The sequence below is a fragment of the Fodinibius sp. genome (assembly GCF_041642155.1).
GTDB lineage: Bacteria > Bacteroidota > Rhodothermia > Balneolales > Balneolaceae > Fodinibius.
Genome location: NZ_JBEPWZ010000118.1, coordinates 1 through 8674, shown reverse-complemented (window position 1 = coordinate 8674; position 8674 = coordinate 1). Strand labels below are relative to the sequence as shown.

7 protein-coding genes and 1 pseudogene are annotated in these 8674 nt (G+C 48.7%); 3 read left to right on the top strand and 5 right to left on the bottom strand.

Annotated elements, in window-relative coordinates:
• A pseudogene (locus ACESLU_RS08390) lies at positions 1-1509 on the top strand (zinc carboxypeptidase); the annotation flags it as partial.
• 213 nt (positions 1510-1722) lie between these two features.
• Here ACESLU_RS08390 and metK read toward each other — a convergent pair.
• From metK to ACESLU_RS08370, 4 genes are all read right to left on the bottom strand, one after another.
• Positions 1723-2871: a methionine adenosyltransferase gene (gene metK / locus ACESLU_RS08385; protein ID WP_372637809.1), complete on the bottom strand. Its 1149-nt coding sequence runs from the start codon at positions 2869-2871 to the stop codon at positions 1723-1725.
• Between the two features lie 309 nt (positions 2872-3180).
• Positions 3181-4194, bottom strand: a complete 1014-nt coding sequence (gene ruvB / locus ACESLU_RS08380) for a Holliday junction branch migration DNA helicase RuvB (protein ID WP_372637807.1) — start codon at positions 4192-4194, stop codon at positions 3181-3183.
• 141 nt (positions 4195-4335) lie between these two features.
• Positions 4336-5136: a tol-pal system YbgF family protein gene (locus tag ACESLU_RS08375; RefSeq protein ID WP_372637805.1), complete on the bottom strand. Its 801-nt coding sequence runs from the start codon at positions 5134-5136 to the stop codon at positions 4336-4338.
• A gap of 101 nt (positions 5137-5237) precedes the next feature.
• Entirely contained in the window at positions 5238-5780 is a 543-nt protein-coding gene (locus ACESLU_RS08370; RefSeq protein WP_372637802.1) for an RNA polymerase sigma factor, read from the bottom strand.
• 196 nt (positions 5781-5976) lie between these two features.
• Between ACESLU_RS08370 and ACESLU_RS08365 the strand changes: the two genes are divergently transcribed.
• Both ACESLU_RS08365 and ACESLU_RS08360 read left to right on the top strand, forming a co-directional pair.
• Positions 5977-6720 carry a ScpA family protein gene (locus ACESLU_RS08365; RefSeq protein WP_372637799.1) on the top strand — a complete coding sequence of 248 codons (744 nt, stop codon included), beginning with the start codon at positions 5977-5979 and terminating at the stop codon, positions 6718-6720.
• Positions 6721-6748: 28 nt separating this feature from the next.
• Positions 6749-8464 (top strand): M28 family peptidase, encoded by a 1716-nt coding sequence (locus ACESLU_RS08360; RefSeq protein ID WP_372637797.1) that lies wholly within the window; start codon positions 6749-6751, stop codon positions 8462-8464.
• Positions 8465-8470: 6 nt separating this feature from the next.
• Here ACESLU_RS08360 and ACESLU_RS08355 read toward each other — a convergent pair.
• On the bottom strand, positions 8471-8674 hold a 204-nt coding region (locus ACESLU_RS08355; protein WP_372637794.1), incomplete at its 5' end, for a hypothetical protein.

Genomic DNA, 8674 nt, shown 5'->3' with positions numbered 1-8674 from the left:
CTCGAAGCGGCCCGGGACCTGCGTGTTGATATCCTGAACTACCAGCGTGATTTCTTTGAAGGTTCCCTGCAAGCCGGTGCCGAAGCGCCCATCGAGGCCTATGTGTTCGGCACTTCTTATGACAAGGCGCGGACCCATCATTTTGTAGAACTGCTAAAACGTCACCGGGTAGAACTGTACGAGCTTGCTGAAGATATGGAAGCGAACGGAGAGTCTTTTGAGGCGGGATCTGCCTATGTTATACCCGCCAATCAGAAAAAGTACAAGTTTGTGAAAGCACTCTTCGAGCGACGAACGACGTTTACCGACAGTCTCTTTTATGACGTTTCAACATGGACGATGCCCTACGCCTTTAACCTGCCTTTCGCGGAAGTTGAAGGAAGCGTTGCAACGGGAAATAAAATTGAAGGCCTGCCCTCTTTCCCGGAAGGCGAGGTGGTAGGGGGAAAAAGCGATTATGCCTACCTTTTTGAATGGGATGAATACTATGCTCCCCGCGCCTTGTACCGACTGCTGCAAGCGGGTGTGCGGGCCAAGGTGGCTACCAAGCCTTTTGAGATGAATCTTTCGGCCGGTGAAAACAAAACATTTGATTACGGCACGGTGATGGTGCCCATGGGTCCGCAGTCTGCGGATCGGGAAAAAATTCATGCACTGTTCCAAAAAGCGGCGAATGAAGACGGGCTGACGGTCTATGCCGTCGGGACCGGGCTTACTCCACAGGGCATTGATCTGGGGAGCGGCAGTTTTGAAGCCCTGGAGACTCCTTCTGTAGCCATCGTATCCGGTAGTGGTGCCAGCGGCTATGAGGTAGGGGAAGTGTGGCATCTGCTGGACCAGCGATATGACATGCAGGCGACCCTGTTCCCGCAGGATCGCATGAGTTATGCCGATCTCAGCCGTTATAATGTAATGGTTATGGTGAACGGCAGCTACGGCGATCTCTCAGACGATGCCGTGGAGGAAATGAAGCGGTGGGTCCGTAACGGGGGAACGCTGATTACAACCAAGCATGCCAACAACTGGGCCAGACAACACGACCTCGCCCATATTAGTTTTGTCGAGGATGAAGCGGATACCTCCGACGAACAGGAGAACGACGTCCAGCCCAGACCCTATGCCGACAGGGCCGACACCCGCGGAGCGCAGCATATCGGCGGTTCGATCTTTCATACGAGGCTGGACCTCACTCACCCGCTGGGATATGGATATAATGATGAGGACCTGACCGTTTTTCGCAACAGCACACTCTTTATGGAGAAAGCGGAAAACCCCTATGCCACGCCCTTGTATTATACGGACGAACCGCTGGCCAGCGGCTATATCTCCGATGAAAACTTGGAGGAGCTCTCGGGAACGGCCGCGATTGTAGTCAGTAACGTCGGCAGCGGACGCGTTATTTCCATGACGGACAACCCCAATTTCAGGGCTTTCTGGTATGGCACTAATAAACTGTTTATGAATGCCATTTTCTTCGGACAAACCATCGACGGCGGTTCGGGGAATTAGCCCGTATTGTTTGCATAAGAGGACTCCTTCATTTTTGGTTGTAGTTAACCAATTAAATAAAGGATTGGGGTCCTCTTTTCCATAATACCTCACCAGGATGCATGGTGAAAATCCAGGTTAGTTACTGGTTATTGGTCATCAGTAAGGATAAAGATGATGGGCCGTACTTATCGCGAGAGGCGGTCCAAAGGTGGTGGGCAGTCGCACTCACTCCTACAATGCATTTGTGATTTTATCCGTATAGTCTAATTGCTCCCATGGGAATTCCTCCCGGCCGAAGTGACCATAAACAGCGGTTTTCCGGTAGATGGGACGCTTCAGGTCAAAACGCTCAATAATGCCGGCCGGCGTCAGGTCAAACGTTTTTTGTACGGCATTGGCCAACTCAACATCCTCAACGCGACCCGTTCCGTAGGTATTCACATTGATGGAAACGGGTTCGGGAATCCCAATTGCATAGGCAAGCTGTACGATACACTCTTCGGCAAGGTCCGCTGCAAGAATATTCTTGGCAATATGTCGCGCTGCATAAGCTGCGCTGCGGTCGACCTTGGAGGGGTCTTTGCCGGAAAATGCCCCCCCGCCATGTCCCCCATATCCCCCATAGGTGTCGACAATAATTTTACGCCCGGTCAGCCCGGTATCGCCATGGGGACCGCCAATCACAAATTTGCCCGTGGGATTCACGTGAAATACGGTTTCCGCGTCAATTAATTTTTCGCTGATCACCTGGGGAAGAAGGTGCTTTTTCAGATCCTTTTTTATCACTTCCTGATCAATCCCCTCGTCGTGCTGTGTTGAAATGACAATGGTATCCACATGCTTCAGGTGCCCGTCCTCCCCGTATTCCACTGTAACCTGGCTTTTACTGTCTGGAGCAAGATAGGGAAGCAGGTCGGTTTCTTTCCGGATCTTCGCTAACTTTCTAAGCAGGTCGTGCGAATACTGCAGCGACATCGGCATATAGGTATCTGTTTCTTTGGTCGCATAGCCGAACATCATGCCCTGGTCGCCGGCGCCCATCTTTTTATCGGATCCTTCATCCACCCCCTGCGCGATATCCGGACTTTGCTGATGGATCGTCGTCAGGACCCCGCAGGAGTCGGCATCAAACCGGTACGAATTTTTAGTATAGCCGATATCCCGGATTACCTGCCGGACAATCTCCTGGACATCCACGTAGGCCTCGGTCGTCACTTCTCCCGAAATCAGGGCCAGTCCGGTGGTCACCAGGGTCTCCACGGCCACCCTTGAATCGGAGTCCTGTTCGAGCATGGCGTCTAATATGGCATCGGAAATTTGATCCGCAACTTTATCAGGATGGCCCTCTGAGACCGATTCGGAGGTAAAAAGATTTTTCATCAGTACTTAAAATTCGTGAATATGATTGAATATTATAAAGCCTTGAAGCTACAAAAAACTGGATAACATTGCAGATCGTAGTTTTTGTTTTTACCGAGGACTTTGCAAACCCGCTCTTGAGGCCTATCTTTGCATTTTCGCGCATTCAATATCCTCACACATGCTTACCCCGGATTATTCACGGAATAGTAACAATTCAATATTAAGCCATTGATATTGTTAGACATATCGAAAATCCAGATTTGAGGGCAGTCGCAAAGTGCTGTGAAATTGAGCCGTGTACTTCGTTGAAGAAAAAGATCGGAACGGCTAATCGAAAAGATCCTTATCCGCACTGCCGTAATCTACTCCTATATAATTAAAAGCTTTGCGGGTGGCAATACGTCCCTTGGGAGTACGCTGCAGAAATCCTTCTTTAATAAGAAACGGTTCATAGACCTCTTCTATGGTACCCTTGTCCTCACCCACGGCTACGCTGAGCGTTCCCAGTCCCACAGGTCCGCCATCATAGTTTTCAATTATTGCATTCAGGATCCGGATATCCATTTCATCGAAGCCGTTTTGATCTACATCCAGCGCATTGAGCGCAATATCGGCAATTTCGTCGGTAATGGTATCCATATTTTCGACCTGTGCAAAATCGCGTGTTCGACGCAGCAGCTTGTTGACAATACGGGGAGTTCCGCGGCTTCGTCGTGCAATTTCATGGGCACCCCGGTCCGTAATCCCCATATTCAGGATAGCGGCTGTACGAAGGGCAATACGCTGAAGCAGCTCGACATCGTAATAATCGAGTCGCATGTCAATACCGAACCGGGCCCGCAAGGGAGCCGTTAGCAATCCTTTACGGGTAGTGGCCCCCACCAGGGTGAAGTCGTTAAGCTCAATCTGAATACTCCGGGCGTTGGGACCCGAATCAATGACAATATCCAGCTGGTAATCTTCCATCGCAGAATAGAGATACTCTTCCACGACCGGGTTCAGCCGGTGAATTTCATCGATAAAGAGCACGTCGCCCTCTTCAAGATTCGTCAGCATTCCCGCCAGATCGCCCGGCTTCTCCAGTACCGGGCCCGTACTGGGTTTAATCTGTACGCCCATTTCATTGGCAATAATATGGGCAAGCGTTGTTTTGCCCAGTCCCGGGGGACCCGAAAGAATGACATGGTCAAGCGCTTCCTGGCGCTGTTGGGCGGCTTTGATAAAGACAGAAAGGTTTTTCAGAACTTTTTTTTGCCCGATAAATTCACTGATGCGGGTGGGACGAAGCGACTGCTCGTAAGCTTCGTCATTTTCTTCGGCATCTAAAAGAGGATTTTGCAAAATGGTAGAGTTAATCTATTAGCGAACCAATGAACAACCAATAAAATTAACTTATTATTTTTAAACTTTCTAAGCAGAAAAAAGATATTTGCCATGCGCGTAAACAGGAGTACAGGTATGTATCGCCAGCCGATGCCCGCACTAATTATTTAATTCTCTGGCAGGATTTCCCGGCTGCTTGTCCAGCTCTTGCAAGATATCACCGGCTGGATTTCGGTAAATCCCTTCCATATAGAACACCTCCGAGATGGCCTCGTGAGCCCTGCTCAGGCTATCGGTATTGATATATGCATTACCCAAATACCAGTATCCCTTTTCACGAAGGAAAGATTGTTCTTCGGCTTTACCGACGACCTCCCTGAACGAAGCAATGGCCCCCTCATAGTCACTCCGGTTAAATTGGATAATTCCTCTGTTCAGATACGCCTGAACAGCTGCAGGCTGATCAGGATATTCCTTAATGATCGCATCATACAGCTCCATCGCTTTCGAAATATCACCTGAAATGGCCGCTTTAAATCCTTGGTTTAGCAGCGAATCTCCGGGGATACTCCGGACTTGTCCCGACCGAAGGGCAGGAGCAGAGGCAAGGCTTTCGGACAAGGGAATTTCGTTCAATGCCAGCTCGTCGAGGGTTTGTTCCGCATCCGTCAAGAAAAAATTAACCGCAACCGCTACGATGATGATTGCTACCGCTGCGGCTGCCCACTTCCAGGAATTTTGCAGCGAATGGATCAGTGTATGTTGCCGTTTTGTACCAGATGAAGATTCCCGGCTGCCGTCCTCGACAACCATAGCACGGACGCTGATCTCCGTATTCAAAAGCTCAATATACCCGGGATTCTTAAGCAGTTCTTCCCACAATTCCTGAGCCTGCTCTTCGGTCAAATGTCCCTTGATATAGGCGTCAATTTTTTTTTCCAGTTCTACATCGCGTGCCATATCGTGTGTCTTTTTATTACTACGGCGCCTGCAATATCCTTAAAAGTACTGTTACAGACTTCACTTTATAAGTAAGATCATTTTGAGAGCAAATCCTTACATTATAAATTACTTTTTTTTTGATAACACTCATTTAGCTTTTTAATTAGACGGTGTTTACGGGTCCACGCATTATTAACACTGATATTGAAATGCTCAGCAACTTTTTTAGAGTGGGCGTCCGGATGATCAAACCAGTATTGTATAAATTTCCGGTGATGCTCTTTAAGCTTCTCCAGACACCATTGCAGGAGTCGCTGCTGTTCTTTGTCCAGCAGCGATTGCAGCTGCCGGGGCTCTTGTCGCTGCTGGCCGGCTTCATCAAGCGTGGTTGTCCGTTGATTCATCTTATTCTTGAGATAGGCGTTCCGGCAGATGGTCAGGATATAAGAAACCACTTTGTCAGGTTCTCGTACCTGATCCTTTTTGATGGTTTGAATAGCCGTAAGTAACGCCTCCTGAGATATATCTTTAGCGTCATCTTCACTGGCATTCATATGTATTCTCAGAAAAGCCAAAAGCCGGGGACGTATAGCCGCTATTAGCTTATTGACTTTCCTTGTGTTACCTTCATTCAAGGCAGTCACCAATTCAGAATAATCCATGGTTTATACATCGGCGCTAAAATATTTAAGACAAGGTAATAAAAATATGCTGCCTTAATTTTACAAATTTTGGTAGTAAAAGCGCCAAAAATTCCCTTTTTTGCATAGATAACGGTTAAGAAAAGTCATTTAGGTTCTAACCGATCACAATGATACCCGAGATATAAAGTGTTAAGTATCACATAAATAGTAATCGATGTATCGCGTACGTTTAAAAAATTTTGAAGGTCCCCTGGATCTACTCCTCTTTTTTATCAAGAGAGACGAACTCGATATCTACGATATTCCCATCTCCTATATCACCAACCAGTTCCTCGAATATATCAGTTTAATGGAAGAGCTGGATCTGGATGTGGCCAGTGAATTTATCCTGATGGCCAGTATGCTCATGTCGATCAAGGCCAAAATGATGCTGCCCCGGAAAGATCCGGAAGAAGAGCTGGATGAACACGATCCGCGCTATGAGCTGGTTCAGCGGCTGCTGGAATACAAGCGCTACAAGGAGATGGCTGAAAAGATGGAGTCTATTGAGGAAGAGGCCCGGAAAAAACACTTCAGGGGGAATCCTGAAACCGACCAGGTAGAGAAGCAGGCCAGCGGTGAAGCCCTGAAGAACGTTACGATGTTCGACCTGATGGCCGCATTTAAAAAGGTGCTGACCGATATAAAGAAGCAGAAAGCAGTTCATCACGTTGAAAAAATCGAGTATACTATTGAAGAACAGACCGAATATGTGTTGCATCAGCTGCAGGAACGGGGACGAACAGCATTCCGGACGCTGTGTTTTGAGTTGAAAACCCGTACGAAGATTGTCGTCACTTTCCTTGCGATCTTAGAAATGCTTAAGGAACGGCAAATCAACTTGTATGTGGAAGAGGACGATCCGACGGATTTTTTCCTCGATTTAAAACCGGTGGATGAAATTATCAGCGCAACCTAATTGCAAAATGAAACAACAGTTCACCTCTATGAGACGTATCATCCTATTAGCAGCTGCAGGATTTTTTTGGACCGTTGCAGGCTGCAGCGGTACCGGACAATCAGCACAGCAGGAAGCACAACCGTCAATATCGACAGATACCGAGCGCCTGTTGGAGTACCAGGACGAAATTACGGCAGATTTCCTGCGTCAGCATCTGACCGTTTTTGCCGCTGACTCGATGGAGGGACGTGAAACGGCGATGCCGGGACAGAAAAAGGCCGCCCGTTATCTTGCGAATCAATATCGTGAAATGGATTTACCCCCCACGGGCGATACCAACAGTTATTATCAGAAATTTCAGGTCAACGCCACCCAAAGCGACAGCATAGTATTTGAAACATTCGCTATTGACGGGGATAAAAGGCGACCTGTAAATCGTTCCGTATCCAGTAAAAACTCTACTGCGGACTTTATTCGCGCTTTTGGCGGCACCGACTCCCTCAGCGGGCCAATCGTCTTCGCGGGCTTTGGCGTCAATGATCCGTCCCGCGGGCTCCGCCATTTGAAGGGGATGGATTTGCAGGGCAAATGGATAATGGTGTTTCAGGATATCCCTCACGTGATAGATGGAGATACGCTGATTGATCCCTCTATCGACGCGCGGACCCGGTTCAGCGGCATTTTTAGTCAGGGCGCCGAGGGAATGTTGCTCATTTCCGATATGGGCGGCGAAGAATTCCAGTCGTCGGCCGCCCAAATGCAGAGTGACTTCGGAAAGCCGACAAATATGCGACTGGCTTATCACGATGATGGTTCCGCGCCATCAGAGGAATTCAGCAGCGGCTACAATGTGGTAAGCCCAGAGATGGCCACCAGGCTACTCAGGCTGGATAACCCCACTTCGCTGGCCGAGTTGCGAGACAAGATTATTCAAAATATTACGGATTTTACTCCCAGGTTCCTGGACTACGGACTTTCACAAATTCCCTATGACCGTGAGATATCCCTGGACACGGAAAATGTCCTGGCATTTCTGAAAGGGGCCGATCCCCAGCTTAAGGATGAAGTGGTTGTAGTGACTTCTCATTACGATCATGTAGGAATCGGTCAGCCCGACTCTACCGGGGATCGTATCTACAACGGGGCCGACGATGACGGCAGCGGTACCGTAGCCATGCTTAATATGGCCCACGCTTTCCGGGAAGCGGCTCAAAATGGGATTTCTCCGCGGCGGAACATTCTGTTTTTACATGTTACGGGGGAAGAAAAAGGACTGCTGGGTTCGCGTTACTATTCCGACCACCCGTCATATCCCATCGAGAAAACGGTGGCAAACCTCAATACGGATATGATTGGCCGTATTGACGAAGAGCATGAAGAGAAAGGCATTGAAGAATACGCCTACATCATTGGCAGTGAGCTTATTTCTTCCGACCTGGACAGCCTGATTAAAGCGGCTAACCGCCGATCGGGACAAATAGAACTCAACAAAAAATATAACGACCTTCAGGATCCCAACCAGTTCTACCGGCGCAGTGACCACTGGAATTTCGGCCGGCTGGGCGTTCCTTTTGCTTTTTTCTTCACCGGGGTGCATGAGGACTACCATCGTCCCTCTGACGAGGTACACAAAATTCGCTTTGAAAAAATGGCAAAAATAGTTCGCACCATGTATGCCTCTGCCGTCATGATTGCCAATGCAGACGAGGCCCCCACCGTGGACAACCAGGAGTTCATCGAGATTACAAAAACCGATTTATAGGTGCCTTTACCTTCCCACGACAATAAACGGCGCCCAGTAAACCGGGTGATTAAACAGCGGGTGATTAATCATCTTCAGTTTGGCCTGACGCATCGCCATCGCCTTCTTGCCGAAGGGGATGGACTGGTCCCATCCAACCCATCGCAGCATGGCGTCCATCCATCCTTCTTCCGAGGCACTGTGGATGAGCGCTTTGTAAAACTCACTCAT

Excerpts from the sequence above, each read along its gene's own strand:
- metK (WP_372637809.1), bottom strand. The coding sequence starts at position 2,871 with ATGAAAAATCTTTTTACCTCCGAATCGGTCTCAGAGGGCCATCCTGAT.
- ACESLU_RS08360 (WP_372637797.1), top strand. The coding sequence starts at position 6,749 with ATGAGACGTATCATCCTATTAGCAGCTGCAGGATTTTTTTGGACCGTT.
- ACESLU_RS08375 (WP_372637805.1), bottom strand. The coding sequence starts at position 5,136 with ATGGCACGCGATGTAGAACTGGAAAAAAAAATTGACGCCTATATCAAG.
- ACESLU_RS08365 (WP_372637799.1), top strand. The coding sequence starts at position 5,977 with ATGTATCGCGTACGTTTAAAAAATTTTGAAGGTCCCCTGGATCTACTC.
- ACESLU_RS08370 (WP_372637802.1), bottom strand. The coding sequence starts at position 5,780 with ATGGATTATTCTGAATTGGTGACTGCCTTGAATGAAGGTAACACAAGG.